This is a genomic window from Streptomyces sp. NPDC005811, assembly GCF_040630405.1.
Lineage (GTDB): Bacteria > Actinomycetota > Actinomycetes > Streptomycetales > Streptomycetaceae > Streptomyces.
Genome location: NZ_JBEXXK010000078.1, coordinates 1 through 24,403, shown reverse-complemented (window position 1 = coordinate 24,403; position 24,403 = coordinate 1). Strand labels below are relative to the sequence as shown.

26 protein-coding genes are annotated in these 24,403 nt (G+C 72.6%); 6 read left to right on the top strand and 20 right to left on the bottom strand.

The genetic code is table 11. The annotated features are described in order from the left end of the window. Positions 1-56: 56 nt before the first annotated feature. The 7 genes from truB to rimP all read right to left on the bottom strand — a co-directional run bounded on the left by truB (position 57) and on the right by rimP (position 7,262). Entirely contained in the window at positions 57-962 is a 906-nt protein-coding gene (gene truB / locus ABZ490_RS47545) for a tRNA pseudouridine(55) synthase TruB (RefSeq protein WP_359005601.1), read from the bottom strand. After that, positions 959-1,408, bottom strand: coding sequence for a 30S ribosome-binding factor RbfA (rbfA, locus tag ABZ490_RS47540; protein WP_067257649.1), 450 nt, complete (start codon positions 1,406-1,408; stop codon positions 959-961). Before rbfA ends, truB begins: the two co-directional genes overlap by 4 nt. Positions 1,409-1,460: 52 nt before the next feature. Beyond that, a complete protein-coding gene (locus ABZ490_RS47535) occupies positions 1,461-1,757 on the bottom strand; it encodes a DUF503 domain-containing protein (RefSeq protein WP_059203129.1) in 297 nt (98 codons plus the stop codon). 325 nt (positions 1,758-2,082) lie between these two features. Next, the gene (gene infB, locus ABZ490_RS47530; RefSeq protein ID WP_359005597.1) at positions 2,083-5,178 is read right to left on the bottom strand and encodes a translation initiation factor IF-2; all 3,096 of its coding nucleotides are present in this window, start codon (positions 5,176-5,178) and stop codon (positions 2,083-2,085) included. A gap of 148 nt (positions 5,179-5,326) precedes the next feature. Further along, positions 5,327-5,623: a YlxR family protein gene (locus ABZ490_RS47525; protein ID WP_359005594.1), complete on the bottom strand. Its 297-nt coding sequence runs from the start codon at positions 5,621-5,623 to the stop codon at positions 5,327-5,329. A 137-nt stretch (positions 5,624-5,760) separates the two neighbouring features. Next, positions 5,761-6,747, bottom strand: a complete 987-nt coding sequence (gene nusA / locus ABZ490_RS47520) for a transcription termination factor NusA (protein WP_359005591.1) — start codon at positions 6,745-6,747, stop codon at positions 5,761-5,763. A 2-nt stretch (positions 6,748-6,749) separates the two neighbouring features. Then, positions 6,750-7,262: a ribosome maturation factor RimP gene (rimP, locus tag ABZ490_RS47515; protein WP_359005589.1), complete on the bottom strand. Its 513-nt coding sequence runs from the start codon at positions 7,260-7,262 to the stop codon at positions 6,750-6,752. 203 nt (positions 7,263-7,465) lie between these two features. Here rimP and ABZ490_RS47510 point away from each other — a divergent pair, with 203 nt between their 5' ends. From ABZ490_RS47510 to ABZ490_RS47500, 3 genes are read left to right on the top strand one after another with little or no spacing between them, the layout of a single operon-like run. After that, positions 7,466-8,062, top strand: a complete 597-nt coding sequence (locus tag ABZ490_RS47510; protein ID WP_359005586.1) for a hypothetical protein — start codon at positions 7,466-7,468, stop codon at positions 8,060-8,062. Beyond that, on the top strand, positions 8,059-8,541 hold the full coding sequence (locus ABZ490_RS47505; RefSeq protein ID WP_359005584.1) for a ferritin-like domain-containing protein: 483 nt from the start codon (positions 8,059-8,061) through the stop codon (positions 8,539-8,541). The genes ABZ490_RS47510 and ABZ490_RS47505 overlap by 4 nt, the downstream gene beginning before the upstream one ends. A gap of 29 nt (positions 8,542-8,570) precedes the next feature. Then, positions 8,571-9,476 carry an aminoglycoside phosphotransferase family protein gene (locus ABZ490_RS47500; RefSeq protein WP_359005582.1) on the top strand — a complete coding sequence of 302 codons (906 nt, stop codon included), beginning with the start codon at positions 8,571-8,573 and terminating at the stop codon, positions 9,474-9,476. A 210-nt stretch (positions 9,477-9,686) separates the two neighbouring features. On the opposite strand, the gene ABZ490_RS47495 is transcribed toward ABZ490_RS47500, so the two are convergent. The 3 genes from ABZ490_RS47495 to ABZ490_RS47485 are packed head-to-tail and all read right to left on the bottom strand — an operon-like array spanning position 9,687 to position 11,845. Beyond that, complete coding sequence (locus tag ABZ490_RS47495; RefSeq protein ID WP_359005579.1) at positions 9,687-10,160, bottom strand: hypothetical protein; 474 nt, start codon at positions 10,158-10,160, stop codon at positions 9,687-9,689. Further along, positions 10,161-11,258 (bottom strand): BN159_2729 family protein, encoded by a 1,098-nt coding sequence (locus ABZ490_RS47490; RefSeq protein WP_359005576.1) that lies wholly within the window; start codon positions 11,256-11,258, stop codon positions 10,161-10,163. Next, complete coding sequence (locus tag ABZ490_RS47485) at positions 11,255-11,845, bottom strand: sigma-70 family RNA polymerase sigma factor (protein WP_359005573.1); 591 nt, start codon at positions 11,843-11,845, stop codon at positions 11,255-11,257. The genes ABZ490_RS47490 and ABZ490_RS47485 overlap by 4 nt, the downstream gene beginning before the upstream one ends. Before the next feature lie 246 nt (positions 11,846-12,091). Here ABZ490_RS47485 and ABZ490_RS47480 point away from each other — a divergent pair, with 246 nt between their 5' ends. Further along, complete coding sequence (locus ABZ490_RS47480; protein WP_359005570.1) at positions 12,092-12,514, top strand: helix-turn-helix domain-containing protein; 423 nt, start codon at positions 12,092-12,094, stop codon at positions 12,512-12,514. 149 nt (positions 12,515-12,663) lie between these two features. Further along, positions 12,664-12,894 (top strand): hypothetical protein, encoded by a 231-nt coding sequence (locus tag ABZ490_RS47475; RefSeq protein WP_359005567.1) that lies wholly within the window; start codon positions 12,664-12,666, stop codon positions 12,892-12,894. Positions 12,895-12,901: 7 nt separating this feature from the next. Here ABZ490_RS47475 and ABZ490_RS47470 read toward each other — a convergent pair whose 3' ends face one another. From ABZ490_RS47470 to ABZ490_RS47455, 4 genes are read right to left on the bottom strand one after another with little or no spacing between them, the layout of a single operon-like run. Then, positions 12,902-13,171, bottom strand: a complete 270-nt coding sequence (locus tag ABZ490_RS47470) for a ferredoxin (protein ID WP_359005564.1) — start codon at positions 13,169-13,171, stop codon at positions 12,902-12,904. Between the two features lies 1 nt (position 13,172). Further along, positions 13,173-14,390, bottom strand: a complete 1,218-nt coding sequence (locus tag ABZ490_RS47465) for an NADH-ubiquinone oxidoreductase-F iron-sulfur binding region domain-containing protein (protein ID WP_359005561.1) — start codon at positions 14,388-14,390, stop codon at positions 13,173-13,175. Beyond that, a complete protein-coding gene (locus ABZ490_RS47460; RefSeq protein ID WP_359005558.1) occupies positions 14,387-14,968 on the bottom strand; it encodes a ferric reductase-like transmembrane domain-containing protein in 582 nt (193 codons plus the stop codon). Before ABZ490_RS47460 ends, ABZ490_RS47465 begins: the two co-directional genes overlap by 4 nt. After that, positions 14,965-15,987 (bottom strand): FAD:protein FMN transferase, encoded by a 1,023-nt coding sequence (locus ABZ490_RS47455; RefSeq protein ID WP_359005555.1) that lies wholly within the window; start codon positions 15,985-15,987, stop codon positions 14,965-14,967. Before ABZ490_RS47455 ends, ABZ490_RS47460 begins: the two co-directional genes overlap by 4 nt. A gap of 15 nt (positions 15,988-16,002) precedes the next feature. Between ABZ490_RS47455 and ABZ490_RS47450 the strand changes: the two genes are divergently transcribed. Further along, positions 16,003-16,449, top strand: a complete 447-nt coding sequence (locus tag ABZ490_RS47450; RefSeq protein WP_359005552.1) for a hypothetical protein — start codon at positions 16,003-16,005, stop codon at positions 16,447-16,449. A 40-nt stretch (positions 16,450-16,489) separates the two neighbouring features. Here ABZ490_RS47450 and ABZ490_RS47445 read toward each other — a convergent pair whose 3' ends face one another. The 6 genes from ABZ490_RS47445 to dxr all read right to left on the bottom strand — a co-directional run bounded on the left by ABZ490_RS47445 (position 16,490) and on the right by dxr (position 23,855). Continuing rightward, on the bottom strand, positions 16,490-18,193 hold the full coding sequence (locus ABZ490_RS47445) for a proline--tRNA ligase (RefSeq protein WP_359005549.1): 1,704 nt from the start codon (positions 18,191-18,193) through the stop codon (positions 16,490-16,492). A 73-nt stretch (positions 18,194-18,266) separates the two neighbouring features. Further along, a complete protein-coding gene (locus ABZ490_RS47440) occupies positions 18,267-18,800 on the bottom strand; it encodes a GNAT family N-acetyltransferase (protein WP_359005546.1) in 534 nt (177 codons plus the stop codon). A 21-nt stretch (positions 18,801-18,821) separates the two neighbouring features. Beyond that, on the bottom strand, positions 18,822-19,670 hold the full coding sequence (locus ABZ490_RS47435; RefSeq protein ID WP_359005543.1) for a GNAT family N-acetyltransferase: 849 nt from the start codon (positions 19,668-19,670) through the stop codon (positions 18,822-18,824). Between the two features lie 269 nt (positions 19,671-19,939). Next, entirely contained in the window at positions 19,940-21,097 is a 1,158-nt protein-coding gene (ispG, locus tag ABZ490_RS47430) for a flavodoxin-dependent (E)-4-hydroxy-3-methylbut-2-enyl-diphosphate synthase (RefSeq protein WP_359005541.1), read from the bottom strand. A gap of 203 nt (positions 21,098-21,300) precedes the next feature. Then, positions 21,301-22,605, bottom strand: coding sequence for a site-2 protease family protein (locus ABZ490_RS47425; RefSeq protein ID WP_359005538.1), 1,305 nt, complete (start codon positions 22,603-22,605; stop codon positions 21,301-21,303). Then, the gene (gene dxr, locus ABZ490_RS47420) at positions 22,602-23,855 is read right to left on the bottom strand and encodes a 1-deoxy-D-xylulose-5-phosphate reductoisomerase (protein ID WP_359005536.1); all 1,254 of its coding nucleotides are present in this window, start codon (positions 23,853-23,855) and stop codon (positions 22,602-22,604) included. The genes ABZ490_RS47425 and dxr overlap by 4 nt, the downstream gene beginning before the upstream one ends. Between the last annotated feature and the right edge of the window lie 548 nt (positions 23,856-24,403).

Sequence of the window (24,403 nt, the reverse complement as noted above, 5' to 3'; positions counted from 1 at the left end):
TGGATCACCCCGTGTCCGCCGCTCCACGGGCAGAGCGGTGCGCGGACCGGAAGGGGTCAGCTGAGCACGGCGAGGCTCTTGGCCTTGCCCTTCTGCTCCTCGACCAGGGCCAGGAGGCGGCCCTCGGGGTCGAAGACGGCGACCGGGCCGGCGCCCGCGTACTCCTCGGGCATCTCCAGGCGGACGCCGTTGAGGAGCAGCCGGGCCCGCTTGGCGTCCACGTCCCAGCGGGGGAACGCGGCGGCGGCGGCCTCGGCGATCGGCATCACGTCCAGCTCCTTCTGGAGCTGGTCGAGCGTCTTCGCGGAGTCCAGCTTGTAGGGGCCGACCCGGGTGCGGCGCAGGGCGGTGAGATGTCCGCCGACGCCGAGGTCGGCGCCCAGGTCGCGGGCGAGAGCGCGGATGTAGGTGCCGGAGGAGCAGACGACCGAGACGACCAGGTCCAGGACGGGGGTGCCGTCCTCGGCGACGGCGTCGCGGACGTCGTACACGGCGAAGGAGGAGATGGTCACCGGGCGGGCCGGGATCTCGAACTCCTCGCCCTCGCGGGCCCTCTTGTACGACCGTACGCCGTCGATCTTGATGGCGCTGACCTTGGACGGCACCTGCATGATGGCGCCGCTGAGCTTGGCGATACCGACGTCGATCGCGTCCCGGGTGATCCGGGAGGCGTCGGCGGAGGCGGTGATCTCGCCCTCGGCGTCGTCGGTCAGGGTCGTCTGGCCGAGGCGGATCGTGCCGAGGTACTCCTTCTCGGTGAGGGCGAGGTGACCGAGGAGCTTGGTCGCCTTCTCCACACCGAGGACGAGGACGCCGGTCGCCATCGGGTCGAGCGTGCCGGCGTGGCCGACGCGGCGGGTCTTCGCGATGCCGCGCATCTTGGCCACGACGTCGTGGGAGGTGAAGCCCGACGGCTTGTCGACGATGACGAGGCCGTCGGGCGCGGTGGACTTGCGGTTCATTCGGCGGTGTCGTCCGTCTCGTCGTCACCGGGCTTGCGGTACGGGTCGGCCTCGCCGGCGTACCCGGCGCCCGCGGACGCCTCGCGGACCTTCTCGTCGGCGGCGCGCGCCTTGTCGAGGAGGTCGTCGATGGTGCGGGCGTTGTCCGGGAGGGCGTCGGCGACGAAGGCCAGCGTCGGCGTGAACTTCACACCGGCCGCGCGGCCGACCTCGGAGCGCAGGATGCCCTTGGCGCTCTCCAGGCCGGCGGCGGCGGCCTTGCGGTCCTCGTCGTCGCCGTACACGGTGTAGAAGACGGTCGCCTCCCGGAGGTCGCCGGTGACCCTGGTGTCCGTGATGGTGACGTGGGAACCGAGCCGCGGGTCCTTGATCCCGCGCTGCAGCTTCTGCGCCACCACCTCTCGGATGAGGTCCGCCAGCCTCTTGGCGCGCGCGTTGTCGGCCACTGGTCCGTCTCCCGTTCTTTCTTGCGTGTCGTGTCTGTGTGCTGGTCTGTGGTCAGTCGTCGTCTTCGCCGTGGAACCGGCGTCTGACCGACAGCAGTTCCACCTCCGGGCGGGCGGCGACGAGCCGTTCGCACCGGTCCAGTACGTCGGTCAGGTGCTCCGCGTCACCGGAGACCACGGCGAGGCCTATACGGGCCCTGCGGTGGAGGTCCTGGTGGTCGACCTCGGCCGCGCTCACCGCGTACTTGCGCTGGAGCTCGGCGACGATGGGGCGGACGACGGAGCGCTTCTCCTTCAGCGAGTGGACGTCGCCGAGGAGCAGGTCGAAGGACAGAGTCCCCACGTACATGTGCAGCCGGTTCACCCGCCGGTACGGGATCGATGGCCCTGTCGGCCGTGTGGGACAGGGGCATCATGAACGGTACCGCGATCCTGCCGTCGGCTCGACGGAGTTTCCCACCCACCCACCCGACTCGGTCGGACAAGGAGTGGCCCGACCCCGGGGCTCCGCCCCGGACCCCGTCCGGGCGCCGTAGCCCTCGGACGGAGCGATGCCGGTCCCCGGACGGGGTGGTGCAGGTCCCCCGGACGGACCGGTGCCGATCCCCCGGGACGGACCGGTGCCGGTCCCCCGGGACGGTGTCCCAGTGGACCGGCACCATGGGCCGTGGGGGTTACACCCGCGGCTTCTCGCGCATCTCGTACGTCGCGATGACGTCGTCGATCTTGATGTCGTTGAAGTTGCCGAGGTTGATACCGCCCTCGTACCCTTCGCGGATCTCGGTGACGTCGTCCTTGAAGCGACGCAGGCCCTCGATGTTGAGGTTCTCCGCGATGACCTTGCCGTCGCGGACGAGGCGCGCCTTGGTGTTGCGCTTGACCTCGCCCGAGCGGATGAGGACACCGGCGATGTTGCCCAGCTTGGACGACTTGAAGACCTCGCGGATCTCCGCCGTACCGAGCTCGAACTCCTCGTACTCCGGCTTGAGGAGACCCTTCAGGGCCGCCTCGATCTCCTCGATCGCCTGGTAGATGACCGAGTAGTAGCGCACGTCGACGCCCTCGCGCTCCGCCATCTGCTGCGCACGGCCGGCTGCCCGGACGTTGAAGCCGATGACGATCGCGTCGGAGCCCATGGCCAGGTCGATGTCCGACTCCGTGACCGCACCGACGCCGCGGTGCAGGACGCGGATGTCGACCTCTTCGCCGACGTCCAGCTGGAGCAGCGAGGACTCGAGGGCCTCGACCGAACCGGAAGCGTCACCCTTGATGATCAGGTTCAGCTGCTGGACCTCGCCGGCCTTCAGCGCCGCGTCCAGGTTCTCCAGGGAGAACCTGCGCGTGCGCTTGGCGAAGGCGGCGTTGCGCTCGCGGGCCGCACGCTTCTCGGCGATCTGGCGGGCGGTGCGGTCCTCGTCGACGACGAGGAAGTTGTCGCCCGCGCCCGGGACGTTGGTCAGGCCCAGGACCTGGACCGGCGTCGACGGGCCGGCCTCGGCCACGTTGTTGCCGTTGTCGTCGAGCATGGCGCGCACGCGGCCGTAGGCGTCGCCCACCACCATCGTGTCGCCGACCCGCAGGGTGCCTCGCTGGACGAGGACCGTCGCCACGGCACCGCGGCCGCGGTCGAGACGGGACTCGATCGAGATGCCCTGCGCGTCCTGGCTGGGGTTGGCCCGCAGGTCGAGCGAGGCGTCGGCCGTGAGGATCACGGCCTCCAGCAGCGAGTCGATGTGCAGACCCTGCTTGGCGGAGATGTCGACGAACATGGTGTCGCCGCCGTACTCCTCGGCCACCAGGCCGTACTCGGTCAGCTGACCGCGCACCTTGGTCGGGTCGGCGCCCTCGACGTCGATCTTGTTGACCGCGACGACGATCGGGACGTCGGCCGCCTTGGCGTGGTTGAGCGCCTCGACCGTCTGCGGCATGACGCCGTCGTTGGCCGCGACGACCAGGATCGCGATGTCCGTCGACCGGGCACCACGGGCACGCATGGCGGTGAACGCCTCGTGACCCGGGGTGTCGATGAAGGTGATCGCGCGGTCCTCGTCGTTGACCTGCGTCGAGACCTGGTAGGCACCGATGTGCTGGGTGATGCCGCCGGCCTCGCCCGCGATGACGTTCGTCTTGCGGATGGCGTCGAGCAGTCGGGTCTTACCGTGGTCGACGTGACCCATGACGGTGACGACCGGGGGACGGACCACCAGGTCGTCCTCGTCGCCCTCGTCCTCGCCGAACTCGATGTCGAAGGACTCGAGCAGCTCGCGGTCCTCCTCCTCCGGGCTGACGATCTGAACCTGGTAGTTCATCTCGCCCGCGAGGAGCTGGAGGGTCTCGTCGGAGACGGACTGGGTCGCGGTGACCATCTCGCCGAGGTTCATCATGACCGCGACGAGCGACGCCGGGTTGGCGTTGATCTTCTCCGCGAAGTCGGTGAGCGACGCGCCGCGGGAGAGACGGATCGTCTCGCCGTTGCCGCGCGGCAGCATCACACCGCCGACGGACGGGGCCTGCATGGCCTCGTACTCCTGGCGACGCTGACGCTTCGACTTGCGGCCACGACGGGCCGGGCCGCCGGGGCGGCCGAAGGCGCCCTGCGTGCCACCACGGCCACCGGGACCGCCGGGACGGCCGCCGAAGCCGGGACGGCCACCGCCGCCACCGAAGCCGCCGCCACCGCCGCCGGGGCCACCGCCACCGGGACGACCGGCGAAGCCGCCGCCGCCACCCGGGCGGGCGCCGCCGCCACCGGGACCGGCCGGACGGCCGGCGAAGCCGCCGCCGCCACCGGGACGACCGCCGCCGCCACCGGGACGACCCGCACCGCCCGGACCGCGACCGCCGGGGCCGCCGCCGGGACGCGGGCCGGCAGCGGGACGCTGCGGCATCATGCCGGGGTTGGGACGGGGGCCGCCGGGACGCGGGCCACCGGGGCCTGCACCCTGCGGACGGGGCATGCCCGCCGGCGACGGACGGGAACCGCCCGGAGCCTGCGGACGGGGACCGCCGCCCTGGGCGCCGGGCGCCTGCGGACGGGGGCCGCCGCCACCGGGGGCACCGCCGGGGCCGCCGGGGCGCGGGGCGCCCTGCGGACGGGGGGCCTGCGGGCGGGCCATACCGGCGTTGCCGCCGGACGTGAAGGGGTTGTTGCCCGGACGCGGACCGGACGGGCGGGCACCGCCCGGACGGGGGGCACCGGCGCCACCGGGACGCTGGCCCTGGCCGGCGGCCGGACGCTGGCCGCGGTCCTGCTGACCCTGGCCGGGACCGCCCGGACGGGCGCCGGGCCGGGGGGCGCCGGGGCGCGGGCCCTGGCCTTGACCCTGGGCGGCGGCCGGACGGGGAGCCTGCGGGGCGGCCGGGGCCGACGGCGGAGCGGTGAACTCCGGGACGGCGGGCGCCGGACGCGGCGCGGGCTTGGGGCCGGGCACGGGACGCGGGCCCGGGGTCGCCGGCGCGGGGGCCGACGAGGCCGCGGGAGCGGCCGGAGTCGTGGGCGCCTGAGGCGCGGCGGGCCTGGGGGCGGCCGGACGCGGGGCGGCCGGACGGGCCGACTGCGCCGGGGAGGGCGCACCAGGCTTGGGGGCGGCCTTGCGCGGGGCGGACTTGCCGCCGCCCTGGAAGGCGTCAGTCAGTTTGCGGACTACGGGCGCTTCGATGGTCGAAGACGCCGAACGGACGAATTCACCGAGTTCTTGGAGCTTGGCCATGACGACCTTGCTCTCAACCCCGAACTCCTTGGCGAGTTCGTATACCCGGACCTTAGCCACTTCGCTCCTTTTAGGTCCGGGTTGCCGCCGGACCGTCGCTACTTCATGGGCGTACTCATCGCGTGCTCATCGAGTGCTCATCGCAATCTCGACCTACTTCCCACTCGCGGGGTACCTGGCCGCACGGACGATCCGCGCGACGCGCTTCTTACGGTGTTGCCCGATCGGCAACTGTCGTCTGCTCGACGTACTGGCGCAACGCCTTTGTGTCGAGCGCTCCCGGGGCTCGCAACGCCCGCGTGAACGCCCGGCGGCGCACCGCCTGGTCGAGACAGACCGGCGCGGGGTGTACATACGCACCCCGGCCGGGCAGCGTACCGCGAGGATCGGGGACGCAGGCGTCCTCGATCTCCACGATGCGCAGCAGCTCCGTCTTGGCCGCTCGCTTCCGGCACCCCACACAGGTGCGTTCAGGGCATGCTCCGGCGTGCGTCCGGCCAGACACAGTTAAGTCTACCTCCCCGCGGCCACCTCACCCCTTCGGGGCAGGGGTCGAACGGTTGCCGCGATACATCTGACGTGATCTGAGCGGGCCCCGGCTTGGATCTATTCCCCCGAACGGCCCAACCCCAGGTGGGACATCTACTCCGACGGCTGCTCGGTGTCGGGCCGGATGTCGATCCGCCAGCCGGTGAGACGGGCGGCGAGGCGGGCGTTCTGGCCCTCCTTGCCGATCGCCAGGGACAGCTGGTAGTCCGGCACGGTCACGCGCGCGGAGCGGGCCGCGAGGTCCACCACGTCGACCTTGGAGACCCGGGCCGGGGACAGCGCGTTCGCCACCATCTCGGCCGGGTCGTCCGACCAGTCGACGATGTCGATCTTCTCGCCGTTCAGCTCACCCATCACATTGCGCACCCGGCCGCCCATGGGGCCGATACAGGCCCCCTTGGCGTTCAGGCCCGAGCGGGTGGACCGTACGGCGATCTTGGTGCGGTGGCCGGCCTCGCGGGCGATGGCGGCGATCTCGACGGACCCGTCGGCGATCTCCGGCACCTCCAGCGCGAACAGCTTCTTCACCAGATTGGGGTGGGTACGCGAAAGCGTGACCGAGGGACCTCGCACGCCCTTCGCCACCCGAACGACGTACGAGCGCAGGCGCATGCCGTGCGGGTACGTCTCCCCGGGGACCTGCTCCTGGACCGGGAGGATGGCCTCCAGCTTGCCGATGTCCACGAGCACGTTCTTGGGGTCGCGGCCCTGCTGGACCACGCCGGTGACGATGTCTCCCTCACGGCCGGCGTACTCGCCGAGCGTCGCGTCGTCCTCGGCGTCGCGCAGCCGCTGCAGGATCACCTGCTTGGCGGTGGTGGCGGCGATACGGCCGAAGCCGGACGGGGTGTCGTCGAACTCGCGGGGCTCCTGGCCCTCTTCGAGGTCCTCGGGGTCCTCCTTCGCCCACACGGTCACATGCCCGGTCTCCCGGTTGAGCTCCACGCGCGCGTGTCGGCGGCTTCCCTCGGTGCGGTGGTAGGCGATGAGGAGGGCCGACTCGATCGCCTCGACCAGCAGGGGGAAGGAGATCTCCTTCTCCCGTACCAAGCCCCGCAGGGCACTCATGTCGATGTCCACGGCTACGCCTCCTCTTCCTTCTCGTCCTTGACGTCCTGGTCCTTGCGGTTGAACTCGACCTGCACGCGCGCCTTCTCGATGTCCGGGAAGCCGACCCTGCGGGTCGTGGCCCTGCGGCCCTTCACACCGGGTACTTCGAGGTCGAGGCCGTCGTCGTCGGCCTTCAGGATCCGGGCGACCAGTTCCCCGCCCTCGGCGAGCTGGAACTTCACCAGCCGGCCGGTGGCGCGCACGTAGTGGCGGTGCTCGGTGAGGGGGCGTTCGGCGCCCGGGGTGCCCACCTCGAGGGTGTACTCGCCCGCGCCCATCGCGTCGCTCTCGTCGAGCTTCGCCGAGAGCGCGCGGCTCACATCGGCGATCTGGTCCAGGTCCGCCCCGGTGTCGGAGTCGACGACGACACGCAGCACACGCTTGCGACCGACGGAGTCCACGGCGATCTCTTCGAGATCCAGGCCCTGGGAGGTGACGAGCGGTTCCAGGAGCTCTCGCAGCCTCTCGCTCTGGGTGGTGCTCATCCGGGTGACTCCTCGGCCGCGTGTGCTGTTGTGGGATGGGGCGCGTGTCTGGTCAAAGGGTATCCGGTCGCGGGGAGTGTTGCCGTCCACCCGTGCACGGAGGGTGGCGGAGACCTCGCTCCGGCGTGCGCGCGGGTACGGTGATCACGGACCTGTTCCCTTCCCGGTCCTTCGTTCGCACGTATTCCCCGAGGACGTCTGCCGTGCCGTTCCCGCTCGTTCCGCGCGCCCGCTCCGGGCCGCGCAGAAGAACCCTGCTCGCGTCGGCCGCCGGGGCGGCGCTCCTCGTGGGCTGCTCGTCCGGTTCCGAGGACTCCGAGGAGGTCGCGAGCGGCAGCCCGTCGGTCACCGAGCGGGCACGCGCGCGTGCGGCCGAGGACAGCGGCGGGCTGCTGGCGCGGTACGACACCGTCCTCGCCGCCCATCCCACGCTGGCGGAGCGCCTCGCACCGCTGCGGGCGGAGGTCGTCCGGCATGTGGAGGCGTTCGGGGACGGCGGCGAGGCGACATCGGCCGCGTCTCCTTCCGGCTCGGCTGCGGTTCCTTCCGCCTCGGCTGCGGCTCCTTCCGGCTCGGCCGCGGCCTCCGCGTCCTCCACGCCCCCTGCTGCGGCCACGGCGACAGCCGCGCCGGTGACCGAGAAGGACGCGCTCGCGGCGCTCGCCGCCGCCGAGCGGGAGCTGGCGGACCGCCGGACGAGCGCGCTGCTCGACGTCCCGGGTGAGCTGGCACGGCTGCTGGCCTCGGTGGCGGCGGCGGGCGCGGCCCACGCGTATCTGCTGACGGAGGGGACCCGATGACAGGGAAGCCCGACAAGAGCGGCTCGCTCACGGCGCTCCAGGCGGCGCTGGCCGCCGAGCACGCCGCCGTGTACGGGTACGGCGTGGTCGGCGGCCGGATCGGTGCCGGCCGGCTCACCGAGGCGAGGGCCGCGTACGACGCCCATCGGGCGCGGCGGGACGCGCTGGTGCGCGAGGTGCGCGACCTGGGCGCCGAGCCGGTCGCCGCGAACGCCGCGTACGCGCTGCCGTTCCCGGTGACGGACGCGGCGACGGCGGTCCGGCTGGCCGCGGAGCTGGAGGAGCGGGTGGCCGGGGTGTACTCGGACCTGGTGCGGGCAGCCGCGGACCAGCGGCGCCGGGAGGCGGCCGGGGCGCTGCGGGAGGCGGCGGTGCGCGCGGTGCGCTGGCGCGGCGGGAGCGTAGCCTTCCCTGGGCTCGCCGAGCGGGCGGGTACGGATGCGGCGACCTCCGGAGCCCCGGCGACGCCGACCGCGTGACCCCGGAGAGGGAAGGGAACGACTCGCGCATGGCTTTCGAACCGCCGCAGCGGCTGGTGCGGGCGCTCGGTGAGACCGCACCGAGCGGTGACGACTGGTTGGAGAGGCTGCCCGAGGCGGCCGGACAGGCCGTCGTTCTACGCGAGTTGACCGTCGAGCGGGTGCAGCTGCCGGGGGGCCGGAGCAGCCTGGTGGTGCTGGTGCGCCGGGCGGACGGGACGTCCGCCGTGCTCAAGCTGGCCCCGCCCCGGTTCCGGCCGGAGGCGGAGCGGGCGGCGCTGGCGCACTGGGGCGGGCTGGGTGCCGTACAGCTGCTGGACGGGCCGGTGACGGAGGGCGTGCTGCTGCTCGAACGGCTGCATCCGGATGTCTCGGTCCGGTCGCTGCCGGAGGCGAAGGCACTGCTGGAGGCGGCGGGGACGCTGCGGCGGCTGTGGGTGGAGCCGCCGGCCGGCGGCGGGGGCGCGGGCTTCGAGACGGTGGCCGAGCGGACCGGGCGGCAGGCGGAGGCGATGCGGGGGACTGCCGTCGGCTCCGAGGTGCGGGTTCTGGTGGACGCGGCACTCGCGGCGCGGGAGGAGTTGTTGGCGGCGCCGCCCGAACACCGGCTGCTGCACGGGACGTTCCGGCAGAGCAAGGTGCTGGCCGCCGAGCGGACGCCGTGGCTGGCGGTGGGGCCGGATCCGGTGGTCGGTGAGTGTGCGTTCGATCTGGCGCGGCTGGTGCGGGACCGGGTGGAGGATCTGATCGGCTCGCCGTCGGGGGCGGCGACCACGCGGCGGCGGGTGCGGAAGCTGGCGGAGTCGTTGGAGCTGGATCAGGAGCGGGTGCGGGGGTGGACGCTGTTTCGGGCGGTCGAGTCGGGGGTTCGGGCGCTTCGGGTGGGGCGGCGGGGGGATGCGGAGCTGTTGCTTGAGTTTGCCGGGTGGCTTTAGGGCGGTCGCGGGTGAGGGGTGCGGGTTGTTGTCGGGGTGCGGGTGCGTGGGGGCTTGTCGCGCAGTTCCCCGCGCCCCTTTTGGGTCGGACCACCTGCCCTGTGCTTTTGAAGTGCCGACGGGCAGCGCCCCTCTGGTGGGTGAGGGGGTAGAGGGGCGCTGCGGTCCGGTCGGCTTGCCTCCCGAGCCTGCCGGCCGGAGTCTCGGGTGTCAGGGGTCGGGGGGTGGGGTGAACAGGGCTTCCTCCAGGGCCAGCAGACGGGTGTGGTGGCGGATGTGGGCGGCCTGGTCGGGGATGCGGGGGCCCTCTCTCTGCGGGGGTACGACGGTGGGTTCGGCGTGGCGGACGTGGGCGAACAGTGGGAGGTCGGCGGGCGGCAGGCGCCAGGACAGCAGGCGTTCGCCGGCCATGAGCCGCAGCAGGTGCGTGCCGCCGGGCCCGGTGTCTGCGGCCGGGGTGACGACCGCGCTCGACGGGTGCAGTGCCGCCAGCCAGGCGAGGAGGTCCGCGCGTTCGCGGGACATCCGGGTCAGTTCCCGCTCGTAGGAGTCGGCGTGCCGCTGCCAGCGGGCCAGGTCGCGTCGGCAGTCGTCGAGGTCGCGGGCCAGGCGGTGGCGTGATCCGGTGCCGCGGCCGCGCAGCAGGCGCCGCAGGCGGTGCAGGCGGTGCAGGGTGGGGGGCACTCAGGGACGCCCGGCGGGCCGCACCGGTGACAGCGGGCCCAGTTGGGCCTCCACCTGGGCGAGCGTGCAGCGCTCGGGGCGGCCGTCGAGGGACATCAGGGGCATGCCGTCGGGGGTGCGGCAGCCCTGGAAGTACCAGAGGTCCCCGTTGGTGTCGCGCTGGGGCAGGGCCAGGTCGAAACGGGTCCCGTCGAGCCGGAAGGGGCGCCGCTCGGGGCCGCCGGCCCTGCTCGGCGGTGCGGTGCCGCTGCCGCGCGCCACGACCGTCACCGGGACGCCGTCGCGTTCCCCCTGGGCGGTCACGGTGTGGGGGCGGGACCGCTCACCGGCGTCGGTGAGGCCCAGGTAGGCGCGCCAGCGGGCCCACTGGGCGGGGTCGTCCACGCGGAGCAGGACCCGTACCCGGTCGCCGTCCACGCGGATGCCGTGCGGGCCGGGGTGTCCGTTCATCTGCCGCTCGACGGAACGGGCGACCTCCCGGGCGCGGGCGCAGGACTCGTCCCAGGCCAGCGCCTGCCGCTCCAGCGCGGTGACCGGCCGTAACGGGGTCGGTTCGGTGACCGCCCACACCGGTTCCGTTTCGGCCGTGGGCCGCATCGGCTCCGGTTCGGTGGTCGGCCACATCCGCCCCGATTCGGCGCTCGGCCGCACCCGTCCCGAGTCGGTCCTCGGCCGCACCCGTCCCGATTCGGCGGTCGGCCGCACCCGCCCCGATTCGGCGCTCGGCCGCACCGGCTCCGGTTCGGCGGTCGGCCGCATCCGCCCCGATTCGGGGGCCGGCCGCACCCGTCCCAATGCGGTGCTCGGTCGCACCGGCTCCGGTTCGGTGGTCGGTCGATCCGGTTGCGTGGCCGGCCGTCTCGGGGCCGGTTGCGGATCGGTGAGCCGGGGTTGTGGTTCGGGCGCCGGGGGCCGGGGCCCGGTTCGGGACCAGTCGCCGGCCGGTGACCGGTGCAGCAGGACGCCGTAGGTGCGGGCGGGGTCGGTGAGGAGGTGGGCCGCGTTCAGGGCCCGGGCGGCGGCCGTGGCCTGGTCGGGGGGTACGGAGCGCAGTGCCGCGTGGATCACCCGGGCGGCCCGCGGCAGGTTGCTGTTCACACGGACACCGCCCCGGTCGTCCAGCGCAGTTTCCGCAGCGCGCGATACGTCAGCGTCTTGACGGCGCCAACGCTGCGGCCCATCTCCCGGGCCGTCTCCTCCGGGGTGAGTTCGTCGAGGAACCGCAGTTCCACGCAGTGCCGTTGGTGGGCGTTGAGCGAGTGCAGGGCCGTACGGACCGTCTCGTGGGCCTCGACGGCCTCCAGTTCGCGCAGGGCGAGCGACTCGGGGCACCGGCCCGGCGTCCGGGGGTCGTGGAACTCGGCGACCGGGGTCTCCAACCGGGTGCGGCCGCGGGCGAGTTCGTCGAAGTAGAGGTTCTTGGCGATGGTGGTGAGCCAGGCGGCGAAGGCCCTGCCCTGCCAGGTGTACGAGTCGATGCGGCGCAGGGCGCGGGTGAACACCTCCTGGGTGAGGTCCTCCGCCAGGTGCCGGTTGCGGGTGCGGATGAGCAGGAAGCCGTACACGAGGCGGTAGTGCTCGTCGTACAGGGCGGCGAACGCCTCGCGGTCGCCCGCGCGGGCCCGCGCGACCAGTTCGGGTTCCGGGGCGACCGGTGCGGTCGTGGCGCTGTCGGTGGGAAACACGAAGACCTCCGTACCTTCTAGTCTTCAATATTCATGTAGATGTAGATTCTGCGGTGTCGGCAGTCTTCACGTAGATGCATACAGTGTCAAGTCGCTCACACAGCGCGAGGGAGGAGGAGGTTCGGGGGCACGGGGGCGCACGGAGGCACCTGCTCGTCCACAACGCTCCGGCGTGCATCCGAAGACCCGGCCGGCGATCTGCGATCTACTTGCGCCTGTAGATAGCGATGACCGATCCTCTGAGGCGTGACGAACCAGCGGCGCCACCCAGGAGACCCGGAACCCGGCGACGATCCCGCGCGCCGGGACGAGGATCTCGCGGCACTGCTCGAACGCCTTCTGGCACAGGCCCCCGGACGCACCCAGAAGGATCTGGCGTCCGAGGCCGGCATCTCGTACCCGACGCTGAACGCCTGGATGAACCGCACCCGCGGCACCTCCCGCATCGACCCGGAGAAGCTGCGCGCCCTGGTCGAGGTGTTCCGGCGCTGGGGCGTCGCCACCACCCCGCGGGAGTTCTTCGAGTCCGTCGGCCGTCCCGTTCCCGGGCCCAGCGGCGACGAGCGGGAGGCCCGGCTCCTGATGCTGTACCGGCAATTGCCGGAGTCACGTCAACGCGCGCTGCTCAAGGACGCCGAGGCGATGCTTCAGGTCAGCCGTATCACCTGAGGTGGCAGGCGAGTTGCGGATGAATATGACGAAACCCCCCACGGTCCCGTCGGCCATCGGTACCATCAGTGCGCCGCTGGCCTCCCGGAGCGGATCACTGCGTGTTGTTGTGCAGCCCTGGGGAGACAGTTGTGTGCGTCCACATTTGCATGGCAGACGATCTGCCGAGAATCGCGGTCTGGGACCCTGACGAGGTCAGCATCCGTGTCGCCAGGGGCTTCCAGGTACGCGACGCGCTCCGGGAAGTCCGGGACATCCTGATGATCGATCTGGGTGCCCCCGCGTCGCGCGGCGGTCTGCTCGTGTGTTTCTGCGGCATGCGCGTGGAGCTTCCCCGCGAGCTCACGCCCTGTGCCTCCTCCCCCTGCGCCGTCGGCTGACCGTCCGTCAGACCGCCTGGGCGGGGGCGAGCTTGAGGGCGAGCACGGGGCAGTCCGCGGCGGCCCGGCGGGCCCGCTTCACCGTCCGCGCGGGGATGGCGGTGCCGTCTAGGAGGGGGTAGCCCCACTCGTCGAGCGTGATGTGCTCGGGGAGGAGCTCCGCGCACAGGCCGTGGCCCTGGCAGGACGTCCAGTCGATGTCCAGGTTCAGCTGCCGGTCCGGGTTCGTCCGCCGGTCCGGATTCGTCCGCCCGTCCGGATTCGTCTGCCGGTCCATGTCAGGCCTCCTGGGGTACGGGCAGCAGCGGGGTGCGGTCGGTGGCCGTGCAGTGGCCGTGGGCGTGTGCGTCGGCCTCGGCGGCGAAGGTCGTCAGCGCGCTGCGGACCAGCCGGACCGTGCCGTCCGGGTGGTGGCAGGCGCCCCGGCCCTCCACCAGGCCGGACCAGCGGGCGAGATCGGTACGCACGGTGCCCTGCGGGCCGGGGGTCGCGAGGGTGCGGAAGGCGGTGGCGATCCGGGGCAGGCCGTTGAGGCACGGGCCGCACTGGCCGGCCGACTGGAGGGCCAGATAGCGCAGGACACGGGCGGTCTCGGCGAGGCCGCAGCGGTCGGCGGGCAACGCGGCCAGCACGCCCGCGCCCAGGTAACCGGCGTCCACGGCGAGTTCGGCGGCCTCGCGGGCCGGGATCCAGGTCCCGTGGTAGCCGCCGACGAGCACCGCCGCGGTGTCCTCCAGGGGCAGCAACCGGGCGAGCGGCAGACCGTACGGCGCCTCGACCACCCGGGGTTCGTGTCCCGCGACGTGGACCGTGCACAGGGCGCTGCCCGGCTGGGCGGCGGTACCGGCGCTGCGGTACCAGTCGGCGCCGTAGCGGGCGACGAGCGCGAGATGGGCGAGGGTCTCCACGTTCTGGACCAGCGTCGGCGCCCGGTGCACGCCCCGCTCGCGGACCGGCGGGCTCGGGTGGGTGGGCAGCGCGGCTCCGCCGGAGACGAACCGGGCGAGGGCCGAGGCCTGTCCGGAGAGGAAGGACGGGGGCAGCCGGACGACCGTGACGGGCAGCGGGTCGCCGGAGCGCTGTGCGAGCACGGACTCCAGCCAGGTCGCACCGTCCTCCACGCCCAGGTACGCCTCCCCCGCGCCGACCGCGTGCGCCGCGATCTGCAGTCCGTCCAGGACCAGGTGCGGGGACAGGTGCAGCAGCGTCCTGTCCTTGCGGCTGGCGGGCTCGCCCTCCGCGCCGTTGGCGACGACCACCGGGGCCCGGCCGGTACGACGGCCCGCCTCGGCGACCGAGACCAGCTTGCGGTACGTCGGGAAGGCGGCCCCGCCGCGCCCGGTGAGACCGGACTCGGCCACCGTGCGCAGCACGCCCTCGGGGTCGCCGTAGGAGAGGGGGCCGTAGCGCTGGTGGTGGGTGGGCAGGTCGGCCGGGGCGCCGCCGGGGGCCAGCAGCCGCGGGGACATGTACAGGTCGGGGAAGGTCGCGGTCACGGGCGGGCTCCATCGGCGGTGCGCAGCAGGGCGGCGGGGGTGCGGCGGGCGGCACGGGCGGCGTGGGCGAGGCGGGTGCCGCCGGCGGTGAGGACCGTGGCCACGCAGGCGACGGTGAGCCAGGTCATCCAGTCGGCGCCGGTGTCCGTGCCGATGCCGATGCCGTGGACCAGGGCGACCGGCCAGGAGGCGTACGCCAGCCAGTGGACGGCCCGCCAGGCGCGGTGGCCCATCCGGGCCCGGAGCAGGCTGGTGATCAGGACCGCGAGCATCAGGTCGAAGGCGACCGTGCCCAGGCCGAGCCACAGGGGCTGGTAGTCGGAGACGAAGGGGATCAGGGCGTCGACGACGGTGATGTTCACATAGCTGTCGGCGATCGCGGTGGTGATGTGCAGGGCCAGGAAGGCGGTGGCGGAGAGGGAGAGGGTGCGGTGGAGGCTCATCGTGCCGAAGCGGGGCAGGCCCGGGACGCGGGTCCTCAGGTGCACCGCGATGCCGAGGAGGACGACGACCGTGAAGAGGATGAGACAGACGGCGCCGGTGGCTCGGTTTGCGTACCAGAGGGTTTCGGTGGTCATGCGGCTGTCCCGCGGTGGTGGGCTGATCGCGCCCCGCGGTGGAGCCGCTGACCGGCACAGTCCCGCGCCCCTTGGGGGGTCGGCCAGCCCGGTGTCGTGACGATCAGGCCCTTCTGCGTGACCAGGCGGGCCGGGAGGCGCAGGCGGGTCAGCCACTTCTCCGCGCCCTCGCCCTTCACCAGGGCCGCCGTGCTCGCCGCGTTCGCGTCGGCGCAGGTGGCCGCGGCCACCGAGACCGTGCGCCAGGGGGAGCGGACCGGCAGGCCGGTGCGCGGGTCCACGATGTGGTGCAGGTCGTGGCCGCCGCGCTGCCAGCGCCGGGCGGTGGTGCCGGAGGTCGCCAGACCGCCGCCGCGCAGGCCGACGGTGGCGTACGAGCCCGGCGCGGGCGTCTCGTCGACCGGCCCGGTGATGTCCTGGACGCGGATCTGCCAGCCGCCCGCCGGGGCCTCGCCCGCGACGGCCGTGTCGCCGCCCAGGCTGACCAGGACCCCGCAGCCCGCCGTGTCGGCCAGCGTCCGCGCGGCCCGGTCGGCGGCCCACGCCTTGGCGGTGGCGCCGAGGTCGAGACGGACGCCCCGGGGGACGGTGACCGTGCCGGTGGTGCGGTCGAGGGTGACGGTGCGCCAGCCGGGGGTGCGGCGCAGCGTGAGGCGGACCGGGCGGTCGTCCTCCCGGACGAGGGTGAAGTCGCGGTCGTAGCCGATCGCGTCCATCGCGGAGCCGACCGTCGGATCCACGGCGCCGTCGGTCGTCGCGGCGGCCCGCAGGGCCACGTCGAGGGCCTCGGCGAGCAGCGGGCTCACCCGGACCGGGCGGCCGGCGGTGGCGTCGAGGGCGGTCAGTTCGGAGTCGGGGCGGAAGCGGCTGCACGCCGCGTCGACCTCGGCGAGATGCCGGGCGAGGAGCAGGTTGCAGGACTCCAGCAGGGCCGGGTCGGTGACGACCAGGCGGACGGTGGTGCCGAGGGCGCGCCATTCGGTGGCGGCCGTGGTGCGGGGCTTGAGCGGCGTGGTCATCACGACGCTCCCGAGGTGGAGTCCGCGGAACCGCCGGAGGAGGAGGTCAGGCCGCCGGAGCTGTCCGAGGAGGAACTGCTCGACGAGTCGTCCGTGGAGGACGAGGAGGACGAGTCGTCCGAGCTGGAGGAGTCCGTCGAGCTGCTCGAGCCCGTCGAGCCCGTCGAGCTGTCCGAGTCGCTGTTCGTGCTCGAGCTCGAGCTCGTGCTCGTACTCGTGCTGGAGCTCGTCCCGCTGCTCGCCGCCGTGGTGGCGTCCGCCTGCATGGTGCCGATCAGGGCGAACACCCCGGCCGCCCCCGCCAGCGTGACCGCGGCGGCGAGGGCCGCCGTACGCCGTGCGCCTCTGCGGACCGCTGCCGCGGCCCCGCGTTCTTCTTCCCTGGTCGCCATGACCGTTCCCCTCCGCAGTGACGTTCTGTCACGCACTACGGTCGGGGAACGGCCTGAGAGAAGTCTGTGAGGATCCCATAGACCCCGACAGAACTCTCTGAGAGCTTCCTTTAAGCGGTGAGCCTCGCGATCGCCTCGTCCACCGTGAGCTCCTCGCGCTCGCCGGTCCTGCGGTCCTTCAGCTCGACCACGCCCTCGCCCGAGCGGCGGCCCGCGACCAGGATCTTCGGTACGCCGATCAGCTCGGAGTCGGTGAACTTCACGCCCGGGGAGACCCCGGCCCGGTCGTCGACCAGGACGCGCAGGCCGGCCGCCCGCAGCTTCTCGGAGACCTCCAGCGCCAGCTCGGTCTGGAGGGCCTTGCCGGCCGCGACCACGTGGACGTCGGCCGGGGCGACCTCGGCCGGCCAGCACAGGCCCTTGTCGTCGGCGGTCTGCTCGGCGAGGGCCGCGACCGCGCGGGAGACGCCGATGCCGTAGGAGCCCATGGTGACGCGGACGGGCTTGCCGTTCTGGCCGAGGACGTCGAGCTTGAGGGCGTCGGCGTACTTGCGGCCGAGCTGGAAGATGTGGCCGATCTCGATGGCGCGGTCCAGCTTGAGGCCGGTGCCGCAGTTCGGGCAGGGGTCGCCCTCCTGGACGACCACGACGTCGACGTAGGCGTCGACCTCGAAGTCACGGCCCGCGACGACGTTCTTCGCGTGCATGCCGTCCTTGTTGGCGCCCGTGATCCAGGAGGTGCCGGGGGCCACGCGCGGGTCGGCGATGTAGGTGACCTTCTCGCCGAGGCCCTGCGGGCCGACGTACCCGCGCACGAGGTCGGGGCGGCCGACGAAGTCCTCGGCGGTGACCAGCTCCACCGTCGCCGGGGCGAAGTGCGCCTCGACCTTGCCGAGGTCGACCTCGCGGTCACCGGGCACGCCCACGGCCACGATCTCGCCGTCGACCTTCACGAGGAGGTTCTTCAGCGTGTCGGAGGCCTGGACGCCGAGGTGGGCGGCGAGGGTCTCGATGGTGGGGGTGTCCGGGGTCGGGATCTCCTCCAGCGCGGGCACGCCCTCGGCGGCCACCGGCTTCAGCTCGTACGAGATCGCCTCGGTGTTGGCCGCGAAGTCGCAGTTCGGGCAGTCGGCGAAGGTGTCCTCGCCGGCGCCGGCCGGGGCGAGGAACTCCTCCGACTTGGAGCCGCCCATCGCGCCGGCGGTGGCGGCGCAGATGCGGTAGTCGAGGCCGAGGCGCTCGAAGACCCGCTGGTAGGCGTCGCGGTGCAGGGCGTAGGAGTGGGCGAGGCCCTCGTCCTCCGTGTCGAAGGAGTAGGAGTCCTTCATCAGGAACTCGCGGCCGCGCAGGATGCCGGCCCGCGGACGGGCCTCGTCGCGGTACTTGTGCTGGATCTGGTACAGGATGACCGGCAGGTCCTTGTACGAGGACGCCTGGTCCTTGACCAGCAGGGTGAAGATCTCCTCGTGGGTCGGGCCGAGGAGGTAGTCGCCGCCCTTGCGGTCCTTCAGCCGGAACAGCTCCGCGCCGTACTCGTCCCAGCGGCCCGTGGCGTCGTACGGCTCACGGGGCAGGAGGGCCGGGAGCAGCACCTCCTGGGCGCCGATCGCGTCCATCTCCTCGCGGACGATCCGCTCGACGTTGGCCAGCACCTTCTTGCCGAGCGGGAGCCAGGACCAGATGCCGGCGGCCGTGCGGCGGACGTAGCCGGCGCGGACGAGGAGCTTGTGGCTGAGGACCTCGGCGTCCGCCGGGTCGTCGCGCAAGGTCTTCGCCATCAACTGGGACATGCGCTGGACCGGTGCGTTCGCCATGGTTCTCGTACTCCTGCCGGGTAAGGGTGATGGCATGGAGGTTAGCCGGGAGCGTGGGGTCGCCGGAAATCCGTTACTTGCGGAGCAGGGGGAGCGGGGCGCCCATCACGGCGTAGGGGCGGGGGGCGCTGGGGAACAGGACGCGGCGGGCCAGGTCGTCGTAGCCGAGGGAGCGGTAGAGGGCGCGGGCGGGGCTGTCGAAGTCGATCGCGGAGAGGATCGAGCGGGGCTGGCTCGCGCTGTCGGTGATCGCGGTGATCAGGGCCCGGCCCGCGCCGCGGTTCTGGTACACGGGGTGGACGTGGAGCTCGGTGATGACGAAGGAGTCGTCGAGCCAGAAGTCGGTGCCCTGGGCTCGGAGGTAGGGCTCGACGACGGTGGACCACCAGTGGGTGCGGTCGTTCGGCATGCCGTAGACGAAGCCGACGAGGCGGCCCTCGGGGGTGCGGGCGCCGAGGGCCCGGGCGCCCGGGTACGTCATGTGGCGCAGGACGATCTGGCGGCGGACCGCGACCTCGTCGGGGCCGAGGCCGAAGGCGACGGCCTGCACCGCGAGGGCCTCGTCCACATGGGCGGGGAGGTCCAGGGGGCCGATGACGAGATCCATGGCGGGGAGCCTACAGGTGCCTCAGAACAGCACGCTCATGAATGCGCCGACCTCCTGGAAGCCGACCCTCCGGTACGCCCTTCTCGCGGGCGTGTTGAAGTCGTTGACGTAGAGGCTGACCACCGGGGCCACGTCCGCGAGGGCGTAGCGCAGGACCGCGGCCATGGCCGGGGCGGCCAGGCCCCTCCCCCGGTACTCCGGGGCCACCCAGACGCCCTGGATCTGGCAGGCCTGCGGGGTGGCCGCGCCGATCTCCGCCTTGAAGACGACCCTGCCGTGTTCGTCGAGGCGGGCGAAGGAGCGGCCGGAGCCGACGAGTTCCGCGACCCGGGCCTGGTAGAGCAGGCCTCCGTCGCCGGCCATCGGGGAGACGCCCACCTCCTCGGTGAACATCGCCACGCAGGCCGGCATGATCGTCTCCATCTCGTCCTTGCGGATGCGGCGGACGTAGGGGTCCGGGGCCAGGTCGGCGGGCATCCGGTCGGTGACCATGAGGGGCTGGTGGGCGCGGACCTCGCGGGCGGGGCCCCAGTGGGGTTCGAGGAGGCGCCAGAGCTGGGTGGTGGGCTCGGCGGGGCCGACGATGGAGGAGCAGCGGCGGCCCGCCCTGCGGGCGCGGTCGGCGAAGGCGCGGACGGCGCGGGGGGTGGCGCAGATGGGGACGAGGTTGGCGCCCGCGTAGCACAGGGACGTCAGCATGCCGTCCTCGTACCAGCCCCACATCTCGCCGCCCAGCCGCCAGGGGTCGAGGCCCGCGACCTGGACGCGGGAGGTGACGAAGGCGTTGGTCACCGGCTCGCGGTCGAGGACGGCGAGGGCGGCGTCCAGGTCGCTCGGTTCGAGGACCCGGGAGGTGGTCTGGGTCAACAACTGCGGGGCCTCACACTCAGGGCTGCTGATCCCCGCACTGTACCTGCGGAAGCTGAGCGGTGCCGCCCTGTGTGTGCCTGGCCGTTGCTTTGCCGGTGGGTGTCGGCTTGCGGTGCCGTCCCCCGGGGGCTGCCGCTCCCAGCCCCCCCGCATCGGCCCTGAACGGGCCTCGTCCTCAAACGCCGGACGGGCTGGAAGATCCGGACCGTCGCCGAAGAGCGGAGCCCCCTCCGGGTGGGAGGGGGCTCGGGGCGGTGCGGGCGGGGGTGTCAGCCCGCTACCGCCACCGAGGGCTCGCCCGAGGCGACTCCCGCTGCCTCCATCTGTTCGGCCAGCTTCATGGCCTCCTCGATGAGGGTTTCGACGATCTTGGACTCCGGGACGGTCTTGATGACCTCGCCCTTGACGAAGATCTGGCCCTTGCCGTTGCCCGAGGCGACACCGAGGTCTGCCTCGCGGGCCTCGCCGGGGCCGTTCACCACACAGCCCATGACGGCGACCCGGAGGGGGACCTCCATGCCGGTGAGGCCTGCGGTGACCTCCTCGGCCAGCTTGTAGACGTCCACCTGGGCGCGGCCGCAGGACGGGCAGGAGACGATCTCCAGGCCGCGCTGCTTGAGGTTCAGGGACTCCAGGATCTGGTTGCCGACCTTGACCTCCTCGACCGGCGGGGCCGAGAGGGAGACGCGGATGGTGTCGCCGATGCCCTGGGAGAGGAGGGCGCCGAAGGCGACGGCCGACTTGATGGTGCCCTGGAAGGCGGGGCCCGCCTCGGTGACGCCGAGGTGCAGCGGGTAGTCGCACTGGGCGGCGAGCTGCCGGTACGCCTCGATCATCACGACCGGGTCGTTGTGCTTGACCGAGATCTTGATGTCCCGGAAGTCGTGCTCCTCGAAGAGGGACGCCTCCCAGAGGGCGGACTCGACGAGGGCTTCGGGGGTCGCCTTGCCGTACTTCTGGAGCAGGCGGCGGTCCAGCGAGCCCGCGTTCACGCCGATGCGGATCGGCGTGCCGTGGTCCTTCGCCGCCTTCGCGATCTCCCGGACCTTGTCGTCGAACTGCTTGATGTTGCCCGGGTTCACGCGCACCGCGGCACAGCCCGCCTCGATCGCCGCGAACACGTACTTCGGCTGGAAGTGGATGTCCGCGATCACCGGGATCTGCGACTTCCGCGCGATCGTCGCCAGGGCGTCCGCATCGTCCTGGGTCGGGCAGGCCACGCGGACGATCTGGCAGCCGGACGCGGTCAGCTCGGCGATCTGCTGGAGCGTCGCGCCGATGTCCGACGTACGGGTCGTCGTCATGGACTGGACCGAGACCGGGGCGTCGCCACCGACCGCCACACTGCCGACCTGGATCTGCCGGCTCTTCCGGCGCTCGGCAACCCTGGTCGGAACGGACGGCATGCCGAGAGAAATCGCAGTCATCTGCTGTGCAACCCCAAGTCGTGGATCAAGGTCCAGGTCCCGTCGATGGCGGGTTCCAGGCTTCGAGATTACGGCACGTGGCTGGGCGCGAGCACTCCCCCGCCTCGAACCACTCGGCGGGGGGACCCCCATCGCCGTCAAACCCACCCAAGGGCGAAACGGCCCGGGAGCAAGTGTCCCGGGCCGTTTCGAACTGCGGATGACTACGAGATGCGCACCGGGTTAACCACGTCCGCGATCAGCACGAGGATCGTGAAGCAGACGAAGATCCCGGCCACCACGTACGCCACCGGCATCAGCTTCGCCACGTCGAACGGGCCCGGGTCCGGGCGGCGCAGCACGCGCGCGAGGTTGCGGCGCAGCGACTCCCACAGGGCGCCCGCGATGTGCCCGCCGTCGAGCGGGAGCAGCGGGAGCATGTTGAACAGGAACAGGGAGAGGTTGAAGCCGGCGACCACGAACACGGCCATCGCCAGCTGCTGCGAGGCGGGGATGTCCAGGGTGGCGATCTCGCCGGTGACTCGGGCCGCGCCGACGATGCCCATCGGGGAGTCGGGCTCGCGGGGGGCGTCGCCGAAGGTGGCGTTCCACAGGGCGGGGATCTTGCCGGGGAGGGCGACGAGGGAGTCGACCGCGTCGCCGACGTGGTCGGTCATCCAGGTCACGGAGTCGCCGAAGTCCTGCTTGACGACGCCGGTGGCCGCGCTGAAGCCGAGGAAGCCGGCCTTGACGTACTCGCCCTGGACGTAGGCGCCGCTGGAGTCCTTCTTGGCGACCTGGTTGGTGGCGATGGTGGCGTGCAGCGTGACGTCCTTGCCGCCGCGTTCGACGACGATCGCCACGGTCTTGCCGGCGCTGTCGCGGATGAGGTCGGAGAGCGTGTCCCACTTGGCGGTGGAGACGCCGTCGAAGGAGACGATCCTGTCGCCCTTCTTCAGGCCCGCCGCCTCGGCCGGGGAGGGCTTGTCGGTGCTCTTGCAGGTGTCGCGGTTCTCGCTCTGCGCGATGACGCAGGGCGAGACGGAGGCGACGTCGGTGGTCTCCTGCTGGATGCCGAAGCCCATCAGCACGGTCAGGAACAGGCCGACCGCGAGGATCAGGTTCATGAAGGGGCCGGCGAACATGACGATGACGCGCTTCCACGGCTTGCGCGTGTAGAACATGCGCTTCTCGTCGCCGGGCTGGAGCTCCTCGAAGGCGGCCGAGCGGGCGTCCTCGATCATGCCGCGCCAGGGCGAGGTGGAGCGGGCGGTGACGCGGCCGTCCTCACCGGGCGGGAACATGCCGATCATGCGGATGTAGCCGCCGAGCGGGATGGCCTTGATGCCGTACTCGGTGTCGCCCTTCCGGCGCGACCAGATGGTCGGGCCGAAGCCGACCATGTACTGGGGCACGCGGATGCCGAACATCTTCGCCGTGGACAGGTGGCCCAGCTCGTGCCAGGCGATCGAGAAGAGCAGGCCCACGAAGAAGACCAGAATCCCGAGGATGAACATCAGGGTCGTCATGCACGGGCCTCCGCCGTCTGCGCCGTCAGTTCCTGTGCCCGGGCGCGCGCCCAGGTCTCCGCTTCGAGGACGTCCGACACGGTGAGTGAAGTTCCCGTGGCCGGGGTGCCGTGTTCCTCGACGACCCTGGTCACGGTCTCCATGATCCCGTTGAACGGCAGTGCGCCGGTGCGGAAGGCCTCCACGCACTCCTCGTTGGCGGCATTGAACACCGCCGGGGCCGTCCCGGCGAGCTCGCCCACGTGCCGGGCGAGGTTCACCGAGGGGAAGGCCTCGTTGTCGAGCGGGAAGAACTCCCACGTCGACGCCGTGCTCCAGTCGAAGGCGGGCGCGGCGTCGGGGACGCGCTGCGGCCAGCCGAGGCCGATGGCGATGGGCCCGCGCATGTCGGGGGGCGTCGCCTGGGCCAGTGTCGATCCGTCCGTGAACTCAACCATCGAGTGGACATACGACTGCGGGTGCACGACCACCTCAATCCGCGAGAAGGGAATGTCGTAGAGGAGGTGCGCCTCGATGACCTCCAGCCCCTTGTTGACGAGGGTCGCGGAGTTGATCGTGATGACCGGGCCCATGGACCAGGTGGGGTGGGCGAGGGCGTCCTGGACGGTGACGTGCGCCAGCTCCGCCTTGGTACGGCCGCGGAAGGGGCCGCCGGAGGCGGTGACGACCAGTTTGCGCACGTCGGCGCGGGTGCCGGCGGCGAGGGACTGGAAGAGGGCGGCGTGCTCGGAGTCCACCGGGATGATCTGGCCGGGCTTGGCCAGCGCCTTGACCAGCGGGCCGCCGACGATGAGCGACTCCTTGTTGGCGAGCGCGAGGGTGCGGCCCGCCTCCAGGGCGGCGAGGGTGGGGGCGAGGCCGATGGAGCCGGTGATGCCGTTGAGGACGGTGTGGCAGTCGGAGGCGGCCAGCCGGGTGGCCGCATCGGGCCCCGCGAGGATCTCGGGGAGCGGCTCCGCGGTGCCGTACTCGGCGGCGAGCGCCTCGCGCAGGGCCGGGACGGCGTCCTCGCGGGCGACCGCGACGGTCCGCACCCGCAGCCGGCGGGCCTGCTCGGCCAGGAGGGCGACCCGGCCGCCGTTGGCGGACAGGCCGGTGACCCGGAACCGGTCGGGGTTGCGCAGCACGAGGTCGACGGCCTGGGTGCCGATCGATCCGGTGGCGCCGAGGATCACCACGTCCTTGGGGCCGTCGCCCGCGACGGGGTCGTAGACGAGATGAGGGTCGGCGAGGGGGGCTGGAACGCTCATCCCCCCATTGTTGCCTGGCCCGCGATCCGTCACGCCCATGGGTCGCCCGCAGGGGGCGGTGTCCTCGGGCGCGTCGGCGGGGCCGGGGGCGGGTGTACCGGTGGGTCCGCTCGGGTCCGCTCGGGTTCTCCCCTCCGCGGGGACCCACCGGGGGCGCCGCGCCCCGGTCACCGCCGGTCACCGCCGATCGCCGCCGATCGCCAGCTGCCAACACCCGTCGCCATCGGTCGCCGACGGTGACCTCCGACCGCCATCGGTCGCGGGCAGTCACGGCCGACAGCCATCGGTCGCGGGCAGTCACCGCCGACCGCCATCGGTCGCGGGCAGTCACGGCCGGTCGCCATCGGTCGCGGGCGGTCACCGCCGACCGCTGCGGACCGCCCCCGCCCGGCGCCGCTCCCGCGTCCCTGACATCGCGGGCTCCGGATCCGGCTCCACCGAGCACGGACGGGGGGGGGCGGGAAGGAAGCCCCCCGCCCGGGCCGCCGGGGTGCGGCCCGGTGGGGAAAACCAGGGGCGGGGGGCCGTATACCCAATCCGCGGGGCCC